Raw genomic sequence first — 19,744 nt, forward strand, 5'->3', positions numbered from 1 at the left:
AAGGAATGCTTCTAGGAATTGACATTGCAGAAAGAATTGGTTTACCTCGTTTTTGCATGTTGTGTATTCTGATAGACAATTGTTTCATCAACAACTGTCATCACAACCTTTGCCTTTGCGATTTCATCATGTGCAATCTCAAATAAATCTTTATCTAATACGGTGAAATCTGCAACATATCCTTCTTTAATTTGACCACGAGATTCTTCTTGTGATATGACATAAGCACTTCCTTTTGTATATAAAGAAATTGCCTCATAAACCGTTAACTGTTGCTCCTCGTTATACACGTTCCCATCAATAAATGACCTTCGACGCACTGCCGCTTCTATTCCAATTAACGGGTTAACATCCTCAATTGGAGCATCCGATCCTGCTGCACACGGGATATCGTGATTAAGGAAGGTTTTCCAAGGATAAGCATATTTGCTACGTCTTGCTCCAATCCGATCAATAACCCAAGGATAATCTGATGCAACAAAAGTAGGTTGAATATCTAACACCACATCAATTTCTTGTAAAATAGTTAAAAGCTCTTTATTAACGATCTGGGCATGGATTAATCTGTCTCTTAATCCTTTTTTAACTGGATATTTTTTTAATAATTTCGCTATTTCTAGCGCTGCCTTATCCCCGATCGCATGAACAGCAACAGGCATCTCAAGTTCCCTAGCCCTCATAATCAAGGTTTCTAATCCTTCATTCGTATGAATAGGAATACCATAATTATCTTTGTCGTCTTCATATGGTTCTGATAACCAAGCTGTGCGGCCACCTAATGCGCCGTCTGAAAATATTTTGACTGCACCCAAGTGGATAAAATCTGAACCATCACCAAAACCCAAGCCTATATTTCTCATCGCATCAACTACTTCATGATGGACGAGTAAATTAGCTCTAAATTTTCTACAAACCCCATTGATACCGTTTATAAAAGCGCGGAAGGTTTTATAAAATCCACCATAGTAATTTAAATCCTCACTATGGCCACCAACAAGTCCTTGTTGAAGCAAGTCATCGACAGATTTCTCAACAACTTTTGTCAAATATGTTTCCGATACTTCAGGTTGTACCTGCTTAATAAATTCTTGAGCTGTATCCAAAAAGTATCCAGTTGCTTCACCGTTTTTATCCCTCACAATTTTACCACCTTGCGGGTCCTTTGTTTCATTATTTATATTTGCTAATTCCATAGCGACTGAATTAGCAAGAACCGCATGCCTACATACACGGGTTAGCATCATTGGGTTATTTGGACAAATTTCATCTAGTAAAGTCTTATGTATGATTTCAGGCTCTTCCCAGTTGTTTTCGTTCCAACCTTCACCAATTAACCATTCACCTTCTTTTAGGTCCTTTGCTCGTTTTTTTAAACTTTCAATCATTTCTTCGCTTGATGTCATTTTGGACAAGTCTAACCGAAGCAATTTTTCCCCGTGACCAATAATATGTAAATGGCTGTCAACAAAACCAGGATACATAATAGCTCCGTTCAAGTTATGTGCATAATCAATGACTTTTCGGTACTTTTCTTTCAAATGTGCATACTTCCCAACCTCGACGATAAAGCCTTTTTCGGTATAAATGGATTCTACTAGCTCCCCGTCAGATACCATGGTATAAATTTTCCCACCATACCATAATACTCCCATCGCTAAATCTCTCCTACATTGTTTATTTTTCTAAAGATAACAAATTGCCAGTAAAAAGAAAAGGGTAGTGCCTAAACACTACCCTTCATGCCATTCTATATTATTATCGTTGTTGACCACTTAATTGTTGTTGAGCCATTGACACTAGGCGCTTTGTGATTTCTCCACCAACAGAACCGTTAGCACGAGAAGTAGTATCAGCACCAAGGTTCACACCAAATTCTTGTGCAATTTCCACCTTCATTTGGTCTAGTGCTTGCTCAACACCAGGAACTAATAGTTGGTTGCTATTGTTGCTGCTTGCCATGATTGTTTCACCTCCTCTTTGTTACATTTCTATAATGTGCGAGAAGGCTAACTTTCATTCAAAAAAAAGAATGGTAGTTATTTCCTAAGCATTAAAACAAATCATTTAATTCCTTGTCTATTCCAATGTCTTTTTTAATATCTATTGTTTCGATTCCCTCGATTGTTTCTTTTAGATCATCACTAAAATCAATTAATCCTTCAAAATACTGAACTTTGTCTGACTTTGGTTTAGTTTTTGGTGCCTTTGGTACAAATACTGTACAGCAATCTTCGTAAGGTCTTATCGAAATATCATACGTTTTAATTTGTTCAGCAATTTTAATTATATCTTCTTTATCCATCGCAATCAACGGTCGAATAATCGGATAGTTAGTCACATCATTTATTGCATGCATGCTCTCCATTGTTTGGCTAGCCACCTGACCAAGACTTTCACCAGTAGTTAAAGACAGAATATCTCTGTCTTTTGCGACTGTTTCACTAATGCGCATCATCATTCTGCGCATTACAGTCATGGAATAACCATGCGGGATTTCTTGATGGATTTTCTGTTGTAATTTAGTAAAAGGAACAACATGGATTTTTATCTTTGCACCATATTCTGTTAATCTCTGAGCTAAATCAATAACCTTTTGCTTTGCACGTTCACTCGTAAAAGGAGGGGAGTGAAAATGAATAGCCTCTATCTGGACTCCACGTTTCATTGCTAAAAACCCTGCAACAGGACTATCAATACCACCAGATAACAGCAACAGTGTTTTTCCAGCAGTACCGACTGGTAATCCTCCTGCGCCGAGTATTTTTCTCGAGGTAATATACGTTGCTTTGGCCCGAATATCTACCTTTATTTCCACATCTGGATGGTGTACATCTACAGAATGTCCATTCGTATTCGAAAGCAAATGACCACCTAACACATGATTAAATTCTTGTGAACCGATTGGAAATTCTTTGTTTGTTCTCCTAGTAGTTATTTTAAACGTTTTTGCGTTTTGTTCAGATTGTAATGCATGGAGAGCTGCTTGTTTAATTAATTCGACTTCATTATCAGTTTTAATCGCAACACTCATACTTTGAATACCGAAAATATTTTTTAGTTTTTCAATAATTTCGTCGGGTTTTTCTCCGTTTAATACGATATACATTTGGTCACGGTGCATACTTATCTTAATGGCTTTAAATTGTTTAAGTTGGGCAGCAACGTTTTCTTGCAATCTACTCGTGAACATCTTTCTATTTTTCCCTTTTAATGCGATTTCTCCATAACGAATAACGATATGATCATATTCCATAGTATCTACCTCATCACTTTTATTAATTGATCGAGAACTTCACATAATGTTTGATAAAAAATCTCAATATCATCCCTAGTATTGTGATAGGAAAGACTTACACGTAACGCTGATTCACTAACATCTTTTGCCAATCCACAAGCTGTTAATACAGCACTTTCATCTGGTGTTTTTGATGAACAAGCCGATTTTGTCGAAATATAAATCCCTTTTTGCCCAAGTGCATGGATAACAACTTCTGGTTTTAAACCAGGTATCGAAAAATTAATAATATGCGGTGCATGATAAGAGGATGGCGAATTAATAACGATAGATGAATGGCTATCTAAAAGCGCTCGCAAACGTTTGTTTAGATTATTGAGTTTTCCGTCATTTTCGTTATATTCGGCTAGAATTATTCTACTCGCCTTGACGAAAGCAACAATCCCTGCCAAATTCTCAGTGCCTGATCGATAATTAAATTCTTGCTCACCACCATGAAAGAGTGGAAAAATGGCTGTTCCTTTCTTAATATAAAGCATACCCGTTCCTTTTACCCCATGGATTTTATGGCCAGAGAAAGTGCACAAATCAATACCACTATTTTGCAAATTTAATGGAATTTTTCCAAATCCCTGTACGTTATCAACATGAAAGTATAACTTTGGAAATTGTTTTGCTATCTCACCAATTTCCTTGATTGGTTGAATGGTACCCAATTCGTTATTTACGTGCATGATACTTATTAAAATGGTTTTTTCATTAATGGCCGCTTTCAAAGCGTCAACAGATACAAGTCCATATTGATTAACCGGTAGATAAGTTACAGTGAAACCCAATTTTTCCAGTGATTTGCATGCCTCTAATACAGAAGGATGTTCTATTGATGAAGTGATAATATGATTCCCTCTAGCTTGGTGCTTCAGCGCTATTCCTTTAATTGCTGTGTTATTTCCTTCTGTTCCACCTGATGTAAAAATGATTTCTTGCTCAGATATTCCTAACAATTGAGCCATTTGTTCTTTCGCCTTCAATAACAAACGTTCTGCCTCTATCCCTAGTTGATGAATCGATGAAGGATTTCCATAAAAAGCTTTGGACACTTTTTCGAAACTTTCCATTACTTCATTATAGGGTTTTGTTGTCGCACTGTTATCTAAATAAATCAACAGGACACTCCCTTTTCCACTAATTTGCATTGAAATATTAACATAGTTCCGATATAAAAGAAATACTTCCGTACTCCAAGACCTTGAGTTAGCTATTTGGTTTAAATTCCCTAGACAATAATAAAAAGCCTGACAGGGTGTTCCGTTAGTCAGACTTTTTATTATCTTCTTCCCTCTAACCCCAACAACGCAAGTAAGGCATCAACAGAAACCATTTCTCCTGTCAATTTCTCTAATAAAGCTTCGGATTTAGCATCTGTAGGTTTAACGAAGTTTGGCGCGAAGGGTTCTTTTTCATACCTTATATGAGTTGTAGTTGGATGATTTTTGGCTAGTGCCTGGTCATCAAACCGATAAAATAACGCAAAAAAGGTTATCCATACTCCTAGCGATGTACTGCCCAATAAAATAAGTAACCATTTTGCCATTGCTTGTTTTCCTAACTAGGAACCTTACTGTATTCTTCTAATCGTCGTAATGCCCCTGGTTCTACTTCTTCTAATGCCTTAACCGCTTCTTCAAGCGCGTTTTCATATTCGTAATTTCTAAACATCGCTTCAGACTCAGATAATTTGGCAGACAAAACAGCATCCTGACTCCGGTATCTATTCGCATATTGAATGACCAACTCAACCAATTGTGCTTGGTCTAACAACAATTCTGTTTCGTCAATCATCGTTTGGACAGATGTCTTAGCATCCACTAACGATTGATGAACTTCTCCCATATCGAGAGGATGTTTAGCTAAACTAGTAACAACCATTTCAATTTTCGTTGTAGCTTCTTCTAATAAATCCCAAATACGAACTGGAATACCTGGAATGTTGCTTTTTTGTAATTTACGATGAGTATCATACAGCTTTCTCCTTATTCCAAGCACTTGTTCTTTTGCTTCTAATTCATCTTTTCTTAATGTTCTAACTTGTTCTTTGAATTCATCATGAGAATCCTTTAAATGAGCAAGTTCTTTATATCCATTTTCCAGTTGCTCTTTCAGTTGACTATGGGAAACAGCCTCTTCTTCCATTTCCATTTTAATTTGCTCAAACTGGTTTTGAAGCTGTTCCATCCATTCGTTTAAACTACGATGCAATTGCATATCAGTTTCTTCAATGTAATATGTCTCTTGTAATTGACTCACTTCATTATTTGTGTCCTTCAACTCATCAAGTAAACCGTTAATTAGTTGCGTGTAACTAGGTAACTGTGTCTTTACATATTCCCTTGCGGTAGCTTCTTTTTCAAGTATTTGATACATTTCGCTTATTCTTTCTTCCACAGCAAAAACCCGTTCAAATGAATCACTAAGACTGCCTTTTTCCAATTGCTCCATCGTTTCAATCAATTTTTCTTGGTGCTTGTATAACTCTTTTTCAAAACCAAGGTGATCTATTCGATACCCTTCTTCTTTCATTGTCTTTATTCCAGTAAGTAAATCATCAATTTGACTCGGGAGTTCTTGTTTGCATTTCTTATATAAAGAAGGGAATTCTTGGATTTGTGCTTCGATAAAAGACACGTTCGCATTCAATTGTTTTACTAATTCCATTGCTTCATGATAATTACCTGACTCTGCAAGTACAAAATACTGTTTAACATCTTTTTCAAGTTCATCTAATTCGACATCGAAGCGAACTTCGGCTTTCCCGTACAAATGTCTATTTTGCAACATTTTTTTTCTTAGACCTTTTATTTTAGGCAGAACTACTTCAATTTCCTTCCGACTACTTTCCTCGGAATCTAATAATAAATCCAATTCAGTAAACATGGAATCAATTTCCTTTTCAATCTCCTCAAGTGTCCTAGTTACTGAATAAAGGTTCTTTTTAGCTATTGAAATTTTAAATCGGTCTGCTGCCTCCTCAGCGTCTAACAAATATTCTTCAATATCAGGTAACTCTTTTGTTAAAATGTAATCCCATCGCTCTTTCCATGATTCAAATTTTTCAAGTGTTTCCCCTAGTAAATTAAGTGCTTTAATTCTCGCTAATTCCGAGGTGACATTCCGATTCATGATGTCCATTTTCCAACCTTCAAGATAATCCACTTCGTCATAAACCTTTTTACGTAAAATTAAACCTAATATTATAAGTGCAATAATTATGAGAATACATCCTATGACGTATGCCATATTAATCCTCCTTACTATCCCTCATTAAAATGTTTATCTAAACCATGAACGTTCTAATTTCTTTATAAGATAAAAGCGCATTTCCCTAAAAGCAATCATAATTATACAACTAGCATCATTATGTAAAAATTAATACTAATATGATACCATGCCAAAATGATTTTTTGCTAAATTTTTTCAAATTTATTAAGAATGCGACATTTTTCTTAAAAAGGATAGTAAAGAATGGATAGATACAAGTTGTTTCAAACGAGGATAATGGGTTATTTGCTTTGACAAGTACTAGAAGAATTAGGATTTGATTCGTTTATTGGACTGCTGCTGTTCTTCTGCTGTATTTCCTCTGTCACATAATCAAGCCATTTTTGTATCGATTGAGAGTATTTTGTAATAAAAAACTCATGGGATTGGTCCCAAATAACTTTATTTCTCCACTCATTTGGTGCCAGATATGGTGTACTTAATAATCCCTTTAATTGTAAAAGGAGCAATTCACGATCAATATTATTATGCTTAGTACCTTCTAGGGCTGCATTAAACGCTTTACTAATAATATAATTTTCTTTCGCTAAATACGTTACCATCATTTCCCTAACAAATATAGAATCTAACGTAAGTTCTCGTTGAATGAAACATGTAAATTGATAATGTTCCTGTTTATATTGAATAATGACTCGAACCATTTTTTTTAATTGATCAATTGGCTTCAAGTCATCTTCTTGATGAATAAGACCATCCAACGCTTTCAAATATTCCTCATAATAGTGAACAACAGCCGCTTCTAATAAGCCTTGCTTACTATTGAAGTAGTAATTAATGAGAGATACATTAACAGACGCTTTCTTTGCAATATCTCGTACTGAAGTCCCGTGATATCCTTTGGCGAAAAACAATTTACAAGCAGCATCCATCACTTTCTGTTTTGTTTCATTCTTTTTCATCAGATTCATCTCCTTAAGTTTACTTTTTACGACATTTCTTTTTGGAATCCTTTATTTTTTTCTCGTCAAATATCGATATCGATTGTCGAAATTTCAAACAGAAGATAAAAATCTTTACTTTTCATAAGTAAATTTGTAAAGTGGATGTTACAACTAAATCATACTATCCTTATTGCAAAAAGGGAGGAAACAAACGTGTTTGAACTTACAAACTATGATGAAACAAAAGTGAAAAATTACGAACTACTATTAAAACAATTAGAAGCACTAATTTCTGATGAAGATAATGAGATAGCGAACCTTGCTAATGCGTCAGCTTTGCTTAATCAATTCCTAGACAAAGTAAACTGGGTTGGTTTTTACCTTTGGACAAATGACGAATTAGTTTTGGGCCCATTTCAGGGACTTCCTGCATGTGTTCGCATTGGTTATGGAAGAGGGGTTTGCGGAACAGCTGTTAAAGAAGGAAAAACACAACGGATTAGTGATGTTCATCAATTCCCTGGCCACATTGCTTGTGATGCAGCAAGCAAGTCGGAAATTGTTGTTCCCCTATATAAAGATGGAACTATATATGGAGTCCTTGATATTGATAGTCCAATAATTGACCGCTTCGATGAAACTGACCAAAAGTATTTAGAAAAGTTTGCGAACCTTGTTGAAAGTAGCTTGTAGAGGTGTTCAATTAAGGGTTATTCCTATTTTTCTATTGACTTTCAATCTTTTAACTCATATAATGAAGTTTGTGTAAAAAAGGTAGCCTATGTGAACCAGCGACTGTTTTCATTTTGTTCCTTGACATAACTTTCAAGGTGTATCGTGTAACTCTCTGCTGCTGGAGCGATGGTACATGAAAACAAAATGTGCAGCGATTTTAGGGACACACTGTCTTATTTTATGCAAATTTCATATATAAAGGAGAAGATGTACAATGGCTCGCTATACAGGTCCTGTATGGAAAAAGTCTCGTCGTCTTGGCATTTCATTAACTGGTACTGGTAAGGAGTTAGACAAACGTCCTTATGCACCTGGACAACATGGTCCAAATCAACGTAAAAAGCTTTCTGAATACGGTTTACAATTACAAGAGAAGCAAAAACTTCGCTTCATGTATGGCGTTAACGAACGCCAATTCCGTAACCTATTCGACCAAGCTGGTAAAATGAAAGGTATCCATGGTGAGAACTTCATGATTCTTCTTGAGTCTCGTTTAGATAACTTAGTTTACCGTCTTGGATTAGCTCGTACGCGTAGACAAGCTCGTCAGCTAGTAAACCATGGCCACATCACTGTAGATGGAAGCCGTGTAGATATCCCATCTTATCGCGTGAAGCCTGGTCAATCTATCGGAGTTCGTGAAAAATCACGAAATCTTGACATCATTAAAGAGGCAGTAGAAGTAAATAACTTCGTACCTGACTACTTAACATTTGATGAGAACAACCTTGAAGGTTCTTATACTCGCCTTCCGGAACGTTCTGAGTTACCTGCTGAAATCAACGAACCATTAATCGTTGAATTCTACTCTCGTTAATACAAAAAGTCCAAAACTTTTTACAGTTTTGGACTTTTTTGATGGCTAAAAATTTTATTATCCACGTTTGAATTTTTTAAAATGAGTCCAACATCCCTGTGCCATAGAATACATGCCTTTAGCAGGTCTATTCAAATCTTATAAGGAAATACTTTTTCTTCCCTCTTCTTACAATTGTAAATTTATCGTCTATTCTATCTTCATTATTGATTTCATAAGCTAAATCTTGATTTCTTTCACCATTAATATAAATGGCACCATTTTGAATATCTTCACGAGCTTGACGTTTGGAAGGAGCTATTTTAGCATCAACTAATAATTCTACTAATTTAGTTGGCTGTTTTTCCAGTTTAACGGACGGCACATCCTTAAAACCTTGTTCTATTTCTGCACCATTAAGTGCCTTTACATCACCACTAAATAATGCTTCGGTTATTTTTTGTGCCTGATTTAATGCTGCCTCACCATGAACAAGTTTTGTCATTTCCTCGGCAAGACGAGTATGTGCTAAACGTTTTTCAGGAGCGACTTCGAGTTCACTCTCCAATTCTTTTATTTCCTCGATAGATAGGAATGTAAAATACTTGATAAACTTAATTACATCCCTATCATCTGTGTTAATCCAGAATTGGTAAAATTCATATGGTGATGTTTTTTCTGGGTCAAGCCAAATTGCTCCTCCAGCTGTCTTTCCGAATTTCATTCCATCTGCTTTTGTAATAAGCGGAACCGTTAGGCCGTAAGCTTTAGCTTCGGTCTCTTCACCACTCTTTGTTCTCCGGATTAACTCCATACCAGCTGTGATATTTCCCCACTGATCACTACCACCGATTTGGAGTGTACAATTTTCTTTTTCGTACAAGTTTAAAAAGTCAATCGATTGGAGAATCATGTAACTAAATTCAGTAAACGAGATGCCATTTTCTAATCTTGATTCAACTGAATCTTTAGCGAGCATATAGTTTATCCCAAAATGCTTTCCTGTATCTCTTAAGAAATCAATGACCGTCATTTGTGACAACCATTCGTAATTATTACGAGCTACAGCTGCATTTTCTCCTTCGTCGAAATTTAGGATGCTTGCCAGCTGCTCTTTTATTCTGTCACTAAAATGTTTAACCGTCTCTAAGTTATTCAGTTGTCTTTCCGTTGAACGTCCACTTGGATCACCGATCATACCAGTACCACCACCAATTAATGCAATGGGACGATGCCCCGCCTGTTGAAACCTTTTCAACATTAGTACAGGTAAAAGATGACCAATGTGTAAGCTATCCGCAGTTGGATCAAACCCGCAATATAGTGTAACAACATTTTCGTCTAAATGTTTTTGTAACCCTTCATCATCGGTTGTTTGGTTAATCAGTCCACGTGAGCTTAAATCCTTTAAAATATCCATTTGTCCACACTCCTTATAAATCTTAAGAAAAACAAAAAAAACCTCAAATCCCAAAAAAGGGACGAGGTTTACTCGCGGTACCACCCTTGTTGCAAAAAAACTTTTGCCACTTAAGCAATGTAACGGTGTGTACACCGTCTTCTCAACAAAGAAGAAGCTCCAGAATGTAATTCATCAAGTAACTATATACTGACTTGCACCAACCGTCAGTTCTCTATGACAGGGAGTTACTTCACTACTTCGTTCCTTCAAACGCCTTATCATTATTTGATTGTTATCCATTAATAACACATTTAAACAAAAAAGGCAATACGTTAATTTTCCATCTTATCTATGATTTGACGATTATGCTATAATATATAGTGATCTATTGGGGGGTTAAGACGTGGACTACAAAAAATGGATGAAGAAAATGTTATCGAGCAGTAGAGCCTTTTTCGACAGAGGCTCATTTAAAAAAGGATTTCGAATGTCTTATGATGTTATCTGGAATATTATTTTATTTTTTATAATTATTGGAGTTATTGGTTTGTTTTTTGGGGCAGGGATTGGATTTGGCTATTTTGCATCTCTTGTAAAAGACGAAGAGGTGCGGCCTCGTGCAAGCATGGAGAAAGACATATACAACTATGAAGAAACATCACAACTATACTTCGCTAATAATGTTTACTTAGGTGAAATTAATTCGGATCTGTATCGTGAAGCAGTTCCACTGGACAAGGTTTCACCGTATGTTAAAGATGCGATTATCGCAACGGAAGATGAGTATTTTAAGACTCATAATGGTGTTGTTCCAAAAGCAATTCTTCGTGCGATCATACAGGAAGCCACCAATGCGTCTGTTAAGACAGGTGGAAGTACATTAACACAGCAATTAATAAAAAATCAAATTTTAACTAATGAAGTTTCATTTGAAAGAAAAGCAAAGGAAATACTACTTGCATTACGGCTTGAACGTTTTTTTAATAAAGATGAAATATTGGAAGCATATCTTAACATTGTTCCGTTTGGGAGGAATGCCGAAGGGCGAAATATTGCTGGTATTCAGACAGCAGCACAAGGAATATTTGGTGTGGATGCAGCCAATTTAACTTTACCACAGGCTGCATTTATCGCCGGACTGCCACAGAGTCCCTCCTACTATACGCCGTTTACGAATAGAGGGCAAAAGAAAGATGCAGATGGACTAGCACCAGGTTTAAACCGGATGAAATCTGTACTTGGCAGAATGCTAGAAAATGGATCAATTTCAAAAGAAGAATATGATGAAGCAATTACTTACAATATTGTTAATGATCTAACTGAACCAAAACCATCACCACTAGAACAGTATCCGTTCCTAACCAATGAGGTGAAAAAACGCGCAACGGATATTTTGGCAGATATACTTGCTAAAGAAGACGGGTACACCGAAGAAGATTTAAAAAATAATGAAGTTCTTCAAGAAGAATACGATATATTAGCTAGTCGTAACCTTACTCAAAGTGGCTACAAAATTCATACCACAATTGATAAAGATATTTATGAGAAGTTTCAAGAGATTGCAAAGACATATGACAACTATGGACGCGAAAAGCCAGTAATAGATCAAACTACTGGGGAAAAAGTAGTAATCGAAAACCCCGAGACAGGTAAAAAAGAAATAGTAATGGAACCTGTCCAAGTCGGCAGTATTTTGATAGAAAATTCGACAGGAAAAATTATAAGTTTTGTAGGTGGAAGAGATTTTAAAACAGAAGAATTAAACCACGCTACAAGTGCTAAACGTCCAAACGGTAGTACCATGAAGCCTTTATTAGTCTATTCACCAGCTATGGAGGCAGGAGTTGTACAACCAGGTTCTATCATTGCAGATACAGACACAGAATTTCAATATCCCGGCATGCCTAAACCGTGGAATCCAAAAAACTATACAGGTCGCAACTATGGGCTTGTTTCTGTTCGTGAGGCATTATATAAGTCACATAACGTTCCTGCAGCAAAAACGTATATGCAAATTATCAATGATGACCCTGCGACTAATTATTTAGAAAAAATGGGCTTTACCTCTTTAACGTCCGGCGATCACTCTAATCCAGCAATGGCTCTCGGAGGATTAACCAACGGTGTTACAGTTGAGGAAAATACAAATGCATATGCTACCTTTGGAAATGGCGGAAAATTTATAGATGCCTACATGATAGACAAAATCGAAACTGATGACGGAGAAATTGTTTATCAGCACAAAAGTGAAACAGAGGATGTTTTTTCACCTCAAACAAACTACCTAATGATTGATATGATGCGCGATGTACTGACACGAGGAACAGCTACTGTCGCTAGAGCTAACCTTGAAAATCTGAGTATAGACTGGGCAGGAAAAACAGGAACGTCCAATGATTGGCATGATACATGGTTTGTTGCTACTAATCCAAATGTTACTTTAGGAAGTTGGATGGGTTATGATACCCCTAAAGTACTAGATAGTGGATATAGTAGTAGGAACGTTGTGTTTTGGTCCATGCTAGTTAATGCAGCTACGACGATTCGGCCAGAATTAATGGCACCAGAAGAAAAATTTGAAAGACCAGGTGGAATCGTATCTCGTTCCTATTGCATAACGTCTGGAATGCCGCCATCAGATTTATGTAACGAATTGGGATTAGTAAAGACCGACCTGTTTAATGTTAAATTTGTTCCGAAAGAAAAAGATGATAGTCTTATTAAAGGCCGTTATGTAATGATTGATAATAAGGCCTATATTGCAGGTCCGAACACACCAGAGGAATTCATTAAAGAAGATGGAATTGCCTTTAATCCAGAATGGTTAAAGCGTAACGGGTATGACAAATTAGATGACCTTAAAGATTTAATTCCTTCATCTGAGGGTGTATGGCAAGATATCAAATTCCCTAGCACAGATGAGGTGCCTGATGATAAGAAAGCACCAGATGTTCCTAGCAAGGTTTCGTTCCAGGAAGAAGATCAAGCAATTACGTGGAATAAAGCAACGAGTAAAGATGTGGTAGGTTATCGGATTTATCAAGCAACTCGTCCTGACGGGGCTTACGTAATAAAGGGAAGTACAACGAAATTAACATATGTAGTGCCTGACGAAAAAGCTGCATACCGTATAAAAGCTGTCGATTATGCAGGTAATGAATCAGATGCCACCAAGACTGTAGTTGTTGGGGATTTTTCTAAATCAGAGGAACAAGACCAATCAGATAAACCTGAACCAAACTCAGGAAATGAGAAAACAAACGACCAAGCAAACGAAAATGGCAGCTCAGAAGATAGCGAAAATGACCCAAGTGATATTTTGGATGACATTATTGGAAATGACGACAACAGTAGACAAAATTAAGAAAGTTACACCACTTCCCTAAGTTTGAAGTGGTGTAACTTTTTTTTATCATTTAAATAAAGCTTTGTTGACTTGTTTCATTTTCAACAAGATTGTCACACAAACGGGTGTAAATATCCTGTATAATAACCGTAGAAAAAGGTCTAATAGGTGGTGAAAAATTGAAACATATAAAGCGATACCAGTCAACATCGCTACGTACGGAAAAAGGCGAAATAATCATTGAGGGACCATTATCTTCTATTGAATTAGAGAAATACCAATTTCACGATGACCTTCATGCTTTTCGTCCTGCCCAAAAGCAACTAGAAGCACTATTAGGAATTGCGGATTTAGAGGAAGGACGAATTATTATTTGTAGAGAAGGCGAGCTAATCGTTGGTTATGTTACTTTTCTATATCCAGATCCGCTTGAGCGTTGGTCAACATTTGCCATGGAAGATTTAATTGAATTGGGCGCCATTGAAATTGCTCATCCATACCGCGGGTTAAAACTAGGATCAAAGTTAATTGAACTAGCCATGAGGGATGAAATGATGGAAAATTATATCATTATATCAACTGAGTACTATTGGCATTGGGATTTAAAAGAGACAAAATTAAGTGTTTGGAATTATCGTAAAATCATGGAAAAAATGATGGCATCTGGAGGCCTTACTCCTTCTCCTACAGATGACCCTGAAATAAACTCGCATCCTGCTAATTGTTTAATGGTCAGAATCGGCAAACATGTACCACAAGCATCCATTGAAAAATTTGATCGATTACGTTTTTTAGAGCAAGATAGACTTCGGTCATTACGAAAGGGGATATAACTTTGTTAGTAAGCGACATAATGAAAAAAAATTTAATTACATTAGGACCTGACTCACCTATCTATGTTGCACTTGAATTATTACACAAGCATCATATAAGACATATACCGATAGTGGATGAGTCCAATCAGGTAATAGGTATTGTATCTGATCGTGACGTAAGGGATGCTAGTCCTTCCATCTTCGCATCCAATCAATCAAAGGATTTAGATAATGCCATTAAAACAATCATGAGTACACCGGTTGTCGCGATCCATCCTTTAGATTTTGTTGAGGAAATTGCCTCTATCTTCTATGAAGAAGAATTCGCTTGTCTACCAGTTGTACAAGACAATAAACTAGTTGGAATCGTTACTGAAAAAGATATGTTACAAACCTTAATCCAGTTAACAGGAACCCATGTTCAGGGCTCCCAGATTGAAATAAAAGTGCCCGACCAGATTGGAATGCTCCCACAAGTAACAAAAGTTGTGGGCCAAAGAAGAATAAACATTACATCTGTCTTGGTTTACCCTTATACTAGCGATCCAAAATATAGGGTTATCGTATTCCGTGTTCAAACAATGAATCCATTGCCAATTGTTAATGACTTGAAAGACAAAGGGTTTGACGTTTTATGGCCACAAGAATTGGAGAAGAGCAATGAGTTGTAAAGCGGCTTTTGTATACAGTAAACAGTATACGAACTATAAATTCACAGCAGATCATCCATTTAATCAACTTCGTGTGGAATTGACAAAGGATTTACTAGAAACTGAAAATCAACTCAAAGAAAAGCATATCATTGAGCCCAGAATCGCCACAGATGAAGAAATTGGACTGGTTCATGATAAGGATTATATAAAGGCTGTTAAACTAGCAGGTGAAGGAAATTTGTCATTAGACGACGGAGTAGAGTTTGGGTTAGGGACAGAGGATACACCAATGTTTGTTAACATGCATCAAGCATCCGCATTATTAGTGGGAGGAAGTTTGTCAGCAGTTGAGGCAGTTCTTGATGGTAACTATGCACATGCATTAAATCTAGGTGGTGGACTCCATCACGGCTTTAGGAATAAAGCATCCGGATTTTGTGTATATAACGATGGTGCAATCGCTATAAAATATATAAGAGAAAAATATGACTTAAAGGTACTATACGTAGATACGGACGCACACCATGGCGATGGGGTACAATGGGCATTTTATGATGATCCAAATGTTTGTACACTTTCTATCCATGAAACAGGTAGATATTTGTTTCCTGGAACAGGCAGTGTAACCGAACGCGGGTTAAAAAACGGGTACGGATATTCGTTTAATTTCCCACTGGATGCCTTTACGGAAGATGAGTCTTTTTTAGAGGTTTATGAATCCTCTATCAAAGAAGTAACTGCCTATTTTAAGCCTGATGTCATTATTACACAAAATGGGGCCGATGCTCATTATTATGATCCATTAACACATCTATGTTCAACAATGACCATTTACGAAAGAATCCCACTGTTAGCTCATCAATTAGCACACCAATACTGTAACGGTCGATGGATTGCCCTTGGTGGTGGCGGTTATGATATCTGGCGCGTGGTACCTCGGGCTTGGGCACAGATATGGAATGTTATGTTAACTAATGAAGTTTTCACTAATGGATTGTCAGCACAATGGCGAGATAAATGGCAACCAAAAGCACCAGTTTCTCTCCCTGCATACTGGAGAGACCCGTCGCCCCTGTACAAACCGATTCCGCGAAAAAGTGAAATAACGGAAAAAAATAAACTGACGCTTGATAAAGCACTTCAGTTTACTAGAAATTTCGCAAAATTTAATCCAACTCGTAAACAAGGGAATGGTCCATCCTAATTGGGTCTTCCCCTTGGCTGTGCGATGTTTATTCTTAGAAGTGTACCTTAGTGCCCAGCCTAAGACATCAGGCGGGGTAGGCGCCCTGCGCTAGACAGTTCTTGGATCTTTTTACCTTTTGTATGAAAAAAGGCATTGTAAGCAGCGTACAAATTAATAAGTATACCAAAAAAAATTACAGTATACTCAAAAATTATTCATCATAGATGGTGGCTGCAGAGAGCCATGGCTGTTTCTTATCTTTGAAGAAAAGCACAGGCGCCTCAGGGAACCTAGAACATCATTGATTTTACTTCTATCAATAAGAATAGCGATCGTTAGTCCACTTAACTTTTTTCCCTAACATCTAGAATAACAATTTCTACCCTTCTATTTTTCCGCCAATTTTCTGGTGACGTATTCTCAACCACTGGTCTAGTATCACCATACCCAACTGCAATAAAGCGAGCTGGATTGATAGGGTTATTTTGAAGAATAAATCGAATTACGCTACTAGACCTCGCGCCTGAAAGTTCCCAATTTGACGGAAATCGATAGTTGGAGATTGGCCGATTATCCGTATGACCTTCCACACGAATATAGTTCGGTATATTATTTAATAATAGTCCTATTTTCTTAAGTAACGGTTTACCAGAATTGATTATATCTGCTTCACCGGTTTCAAACAAAACATTTTCCTGTAAGGTTAACACAACTCCCTCATCTGTCTTACTTGCCATAATTACACTATTTAGTTGATTATCATTCAAATACGCTTGGACTTGTTCAAATAATTGATCCATTGTTGTTTGGTCTTGATTTAAATCCTGTTTCATTGAGGCGTTTGGGGTGTTTGCTTTAGAATTATTGAATCCATCTACACCTTCTGTATCTTCCTCTATTTTTATATTTTCAGTAGGAAAGTCTTGTTCAATTGGCGAGGGGTAATAGTCAAAAATCATTCGATTACGAAATGATTCTGAAATGGCCTGAAATTTCACTAAATCTACTTGTGACATAGAAAATAATAAAATAAAAAAAACTAAGATTAATGTTACCATGTCTGCATAGGTAACAATCCATCTTGGAGAACCTTTGTCAACAAGCTTTTTTCTTTTAAGCTTCATTAACATTATCTCCTAGATACTTTGACTCTTCTTCTTCGTCATTACTTTTCTTTCTACTATCATGAGCTAAAAAGGCACTTAGCTTCTCCTTTAATATTCGTGGATTTTGACCTGACTGAACCCCGATTACACCTTCTATAACAATTTGTTTCAGGAAAATTTCCTCGTTCGTCTTCATCTCGAGTTTCGCTGCCATAGGGATAAAAACTAAATTAGCCAGTACAGATCCGTATAATGTTGTCAAGAGAGCTACCGCCATGTTAGGTCCAAGGGTTGAAGGGTCAGATAAATTATTAAGCATTAAAACTAGTCCAATTAATGTCCCAATCATTCCCCATGCAGGTGCATATTCCCCTGCCTTTTCAATAATTGCTCGTCCAATCTGGTGTCGTTCTTCCATTGCAGTAATTTCCGCAGACATAATGTCATTTATCATTTCAGGCTCAATTCCATCAATTGCAAGTAATACTCCTTTTTTAACAAAAGGGTCCTCCACGTCATCTAACTCATTTTCTAAAGCAAGTAAGCCTTCTCTCCTCGCTCTTTCAGATAATCGAATAAATAAATCAATTAATGATGGGAGGTTTTGCTCACTCGTTTGAAATGCTTGCTTTAACACATGTCTTGCCATTTTCACTTGATCCAAATTAAAGTTAATCAGAATTCCAGCAATTAACCCGCCAATAACAATAAAAACAGAAGCAAGCTGAAGAAAAGAAAGTACTCCACCAAATCCACCGCTTGATAATATCCCAAACATAATCATCAGAAAGCCTAACGTAATACCAATAGGTGTTAATAGGTCTATTTTTTTCATACTCTCTCTCCCTAAATAATCCTAACCGAACTTAGCTAGTACTAACTCTCATGTTCGTAGAAATTGGATTAGAAAGGAATAGCTTTTCTCATTCCCTTCTTATCCTTATTATCGGCGTTATTTTGATTTTGTTGAGTTCCTTTCAATAATTCGATGAGGTAAAATTACATTTTGATCAGTAACTTCTTCCTTGTTCATAAATTTTGTTAACAGTCGCATAGCTACAGCACCTATATCATACATTGGTTGAATGATTGTCGAGAGGGTCGGTCGTACCATTGTTGCCAATCTTGTATTATCAAACCCAAATACTTCAATATCTTCTGGTACTTTAAGACCTTTGTCCTGAATACCATGAATCACACCAAGCGCCATTTCATCAGATGCAACAAAAATACCAGTAGGTCTTTCTGACATTTCAAGTAGTTGTTCTACGGCTTCTATCCCAGATTGGTAAGTATAATCACCCTTGATCACTAATTCAGGATTTAAGTCTTGATCTGATTCAGCTAGTGCTCGAAGAAACCCTTTGTATTTTTGATTATTTATCTCCGTCTCTTCATGTGCTGTTATAAATGCAGGATGAGCTGTTCCATTGTCAACCAATAGCTTTGTCGCTTCGTATGCAGCCTGTTGATAGTCGATGTTTACTGATGGTATGGAGTTAGTTGGATCAATAGTTGCTGCTAATGCAACTGGGACTGGTGACGTTTTAAATTGATGCACATGTTCTTCGGTAATCTTCCCACCCATAAAGACAATTCCATCTACTTGCTTTTCAAGCATGGTGTTGATTAGTTTTAATTCTTTATCTTCATTCTGGTCGGAGTTACTTAAGATAATATTGTATTTATACATTGTGGCAATATCATCAATCCCTCTTGCTAATTCAGAGAAAAATATGCTTGAAATATCAGGGATAATTACTCCTACAGTTGTTGTTTTCTTACTCGCTAATCCTCGTGCTACAGCATTTGGCCGATAACCTAAACGTTCAATCGTATTTAAAACTTTTTTCCTTGTTGCTGGTTTCACATTTGGGTTACCATTCACCACACGCGAAACGGTTGCCATCGAAACATTTGCTTCTCTAGCTACATCATATATTGTTACATTCATAACAAGCTTACCTCCTACTTTTCTACGATATCTTATAGCTTTTCACTAATTTTACGATACTATTTCTTGTTCCGCAATAATTCGACACCTTTCGTCCGAATCTTTCTATATTTGACTTTTTTCGTAAAATTTCTTTGCCAATCATTATGTAGTCTTAAATTTCTTACAGCCTAAGTAAATGAGGATTCAACAACCTATATACAGCCTGCTCCTTCATTCGCTGTTTTTTATCTATTCTCGACCATGATATCGATTCCTATAATTGATTCATCCATTATTATAACAAACTCCTACAA

The 19,744-nt window shown here is 36.6% G+C and carries 17 protein-coding genes and 1 other annotated feature; of the genes, 6 read left to right on the forward strand and 11 right to left on the reverse strand.

Annotation, left to right across the window (positions count from 1 at the left end):
- Window positions 1-41: 41 nt before the first annotated feature.
- The 7 genes from NC799_RS02465 to refZ all read right to left on the reverse strand — a co-directional run bounded on the left by NC799_RS02465 (window position 42) and on the right by refZ (window position 7,473).
- On the reverse strand, window positions 42-1,652 hold the full coding sequence (locus NC799_RS02465; RefSeq protein WP_272444726.1) for an amidohydrolase: 1,611 nt from the start codon (window positions 1,650-1,652) through the stop codon (window positions 42-44).
- A 103-nt stretch (window positions 1,653-1,755) separates the two neighbouring features.
- Window positions 1,756-1,959, reverse strand: a complete 204-nt coding sequence (locus tag NC799_RS02470; RefSeq protein WP_272444727.1) for an alpha/beta-type small acid-soluble spore protein — start codon at window positions 1,957-1,959, stop codon at window positions 1,756-1,758.
- 91 nt (window positions 1,960-2,050) lie between these two features.
- Window positions 2,051-3,253, reverse strand: a complete 1,203-nt coding sequence (thiI, locus tag NC799_RS02475) for a tRNA uracil 4-sulfurtransferase ThiI (RefSeq protein WP_272444728.1) — start codon at window positions 3,251-3,253, stop codon at window positions 2,051-2,053.
- 5 nt (window positions 3,254-3,258) lie between these two features.
- Window positions 3,259-4,401, reverse strand: coding sequence for a cysteine desulfurase family protein (locus tag NC799_RS02480; RefSeq protein ID WP_272444729.1), 1,143 nt, complete (start codon window positions 4,399-4,401; stop codon window positions 3,259-3,261).
- Window positions 4,402-4,562: 161 nt separating this feature from the next.
- Window positions 4,563-4,829 (reverse strand): hypothetical protein, encoded by a 267-nt coding sequence (locus NC799_RS02485; protein ID WP_272444730.1) that lies wholly within the window; start codon window positions 4,827-4,829, stop codon window positions 4,563-4,565.
- Window positions 4,830-4,840: 11 nt separating this feature from the next.
- Window positions 4,841-6,532, reverse strand: coding sequence for a septation ring formation regulator EzrA (gene ezrA, locus NC799_RS02490; protein WP_272444731.1), 1,692 nt, complete (start codon window positions 6,530-6,532; stop codon window positions 4,841-4,843).
- A 263-nt stretch (window positions 6,533-6,795) separates the two neighbouring features.
- Window positions 6,796-7,473, reverse strand: a complete 678-nt coding sequence (gene refZ, locus NC799_RS02495; RefSeq protein WP_272444732.1) for a forespore capture DNA-binding protein RefZ — start codon at window positions 7,471-7,473, stop codon at window positions 6,796-6,798.
- Between the two features lie 195 nt (window positions 7,474-7,668).
- On the opposite strand from refZ, the gene NC799_RS02500 reads away from it, so the two are divergent.
- Both NC799_RS02500 and rpsD read left to right on the forward strand, forming a co-directional pair.
- Window positions 7,669-8,148: a GAF domain-containing protein gene (locus tag NC799_RS02500; protein WP_272444733.1), complete on the forward strand. Its 480-nt coding sequence runs from the start codon at window positions 7,669-7,671 to the stop codon at window positions 8,146-8,148.
- A gap of 256 nt (window positions 8,149-8,404) precedes the next feature.
- On the forward strand, window positions 8,405-9,007 hold the full coding sequence (gene rpsD, locus NC799_RS02505) for a 30S ribosomal protein S4 (protein WP_272444734.1): 603 nt from the start codon (window positions 8,405-8,407) through the stop codon (window positions 9,005-9,007).
- A 127-nt stretch (window positions 9,008-9,134) separates the two neighbouring features.
- On the opposite strand, the gene tyrS is transcribed toward rpsD, so the two are convergent.
- Window positions 9,135-10,406 carry a tyrosine--tRNA ligase gene (tyrS, locus tag NC799_RS02510; RefSeq protein WP_272444735.1) on the reverse strand — a complete coding sequence of 424 codons (1,272 nt, stop codon included), beginning with the start codon at window positions 10,404-10,406 and terminating at the stop codon, window positions 9,135-9,137.
- Between the two features lie 54 nt (window positions 10,407-10,460).
- Window positions 10,461-10,668, reverse strand: a binding site (T-box leader).
- A 123-nt stretch (window positions 10,669-10,791) separates the two neighbouring features.
- Between tyrS and NC799_RS02515 the strand changes: the two genes are divergently transcribed.
- From NC799_RS02515 to NC799_RS02530, 4 genes are all read left to right on the forward strand, one after another.
- Window positions 10,792-13,752, forward strand: a complete 2,961-nt coding sequence (locus NC799_RS02515; RefSeq protein ID WP_272444736.1) for a transglycosylase domain-containing protein — start codon at window positions 10,792-10,794, stop codon at window positions 13,750-13,752.
- 161 nt (window positions 13,753-13,913) lie between these two features.
- The gene (locus NC799_RS02520; RefSeq protein ID WP_272444737.1) at window positions 13,914-14,567 is read left to right on the forward strand and encodes a GNAT family N-acetyltransferase; all 654 of its coding nucleotides are present in this window, start codon (window positions 13,914-13,916) and stop codon (window positions 14,565-14,567) included.
- Window positions 14,568-14,569: 2 nt separating this feature from the next.
- On the forward strand, window positions 14,570-15,220 hold the full coding sequence (locus NC799_RS02525; protein ID WP_272444738.1) for an acetoin utilization AcuB family protein: 651 nt from the start codon (window positions 14,570-14,572) through the stop codon (window positions 15,218-15,220).
- Complete coding sequence (locus tag NC799_RS02530) at window positions 15,210-16,406, forward strand: acetoin utilization protein AcuC (protein ID WP_272444739.1); 1,197 nt, start codon at window positions 15,210-15,212, stop codon at window positions 16,404-16,406. Before NC799_RS02525 ends, NC799_RS02530 begins: the two co-directional genes overlap by 11 nt.
- Before the next feature lie 326 nt (window positions 16,407-16,732).
- Here the strand turns inward: NC799_RS02530 and motS are convergent, their stop codons facing one another.
- From motS to ccpA, 3 genes are all read right to left on the reverse strand, one after another.
- Window positions 16,733-17,512 carry a flagellar motor protein MotS gene (motS, locus tag NC799_RS02535; RefSeq protein ID WP_272444740.1) on the reverse strand — a complete coding sequence of 260 codons (780 nt, stop codon included), beginning with the start codon at window positions 17,510-17,512 and terminating at the stop codon, window positions 16,733-16,735.
- Window positions 17,502-18,329 carry a flagellar motor protein MotP gene (motP, locus tag NC799_RS02540; RefSeq protein WP_272444741.1) on the reverse strand — a complete coding sequence of 276 codons (828 nt, stop codon included), beginning with the start codon at window positions 18,327-18,329 and terminating at the stop codon, window positions 17,502-17,504. Before motP ends, motS begins: the two co-directional genes overlap by 11 nt.
- A 117-nt stretch (window positions 18,330-18,446) precedes the next feature.
- Window positions 18,447-19,448 carry a catabolite control protein A gene (ccpA, locus tag NC799_RS02545; protein ID WP_272444742.1) on the reverse strand — a complete coding sequence of 334 codons (1,002 nt, stop codon included), beginning with the start codon at window positions 19,446-19,448 and terminating at the stop codon, window positions 18,447-18,449.
- Window positions 19,449-19,744 lie beyond the last annotated feature (296 nt).

Origin of the sequence: Aquibacillus salsiterrae, from assembly GCF_028416595.1 — a bacterium.
Classification (GTDB): Bacteria; Bacillota; Bacilli; order Bacillales; family Amphibacillaceae; genus Aquibacillus_A; species Aquibacillus_A salsiterrae.